The 243-nt window shown below is 63.4% G+C and carries 1 pseudogene; it reads left to right on the plus strand.

From position 1 onward, the window contains the following. Positions 1–136, plus strand: a pseudogene (locus G8O24_RS44975) (alpha/beta hydrolase); the annotation flags it as partial. Between the last annotated feature and the right edge of the window lie 107 nt (positions 137–243).

Consider the following 243-nt stretch of genomic DNA (forward strand, 5'->3'; position numbering starts at 1 on the left):
ATCCGAATATGGCGACGGCACGCCCTATCCAATCACGCGCAGGCTGATCGAGGAGGGACGCAATCATCTCGTGCTCGGCGGCGCCATCGACCTCGGCTGTCCCGTCCGCATCTTGCAAGGCGCGCAGCATGGCGATGGTGGTCATTGGCGTTTCTCCCGTCCCATTGCTGTCATGCCCCGCGAAGGCGGGTGTTGTGCAACAGTTTCACCCGATCTCGGCCACCGCGGCAAGAATGCGCGCGA

The organism is Bradyrhizobium campsiandrae (assembly GCF_014529705.1).
GTDB classification, from domain to species: Bacteria; Pseudomonadota; Alphaproteobacteria; order Rhizobiales; family Xanthobacteraceae; genus Bradyrhizobium; species Bradyrhizobium campsiandrae.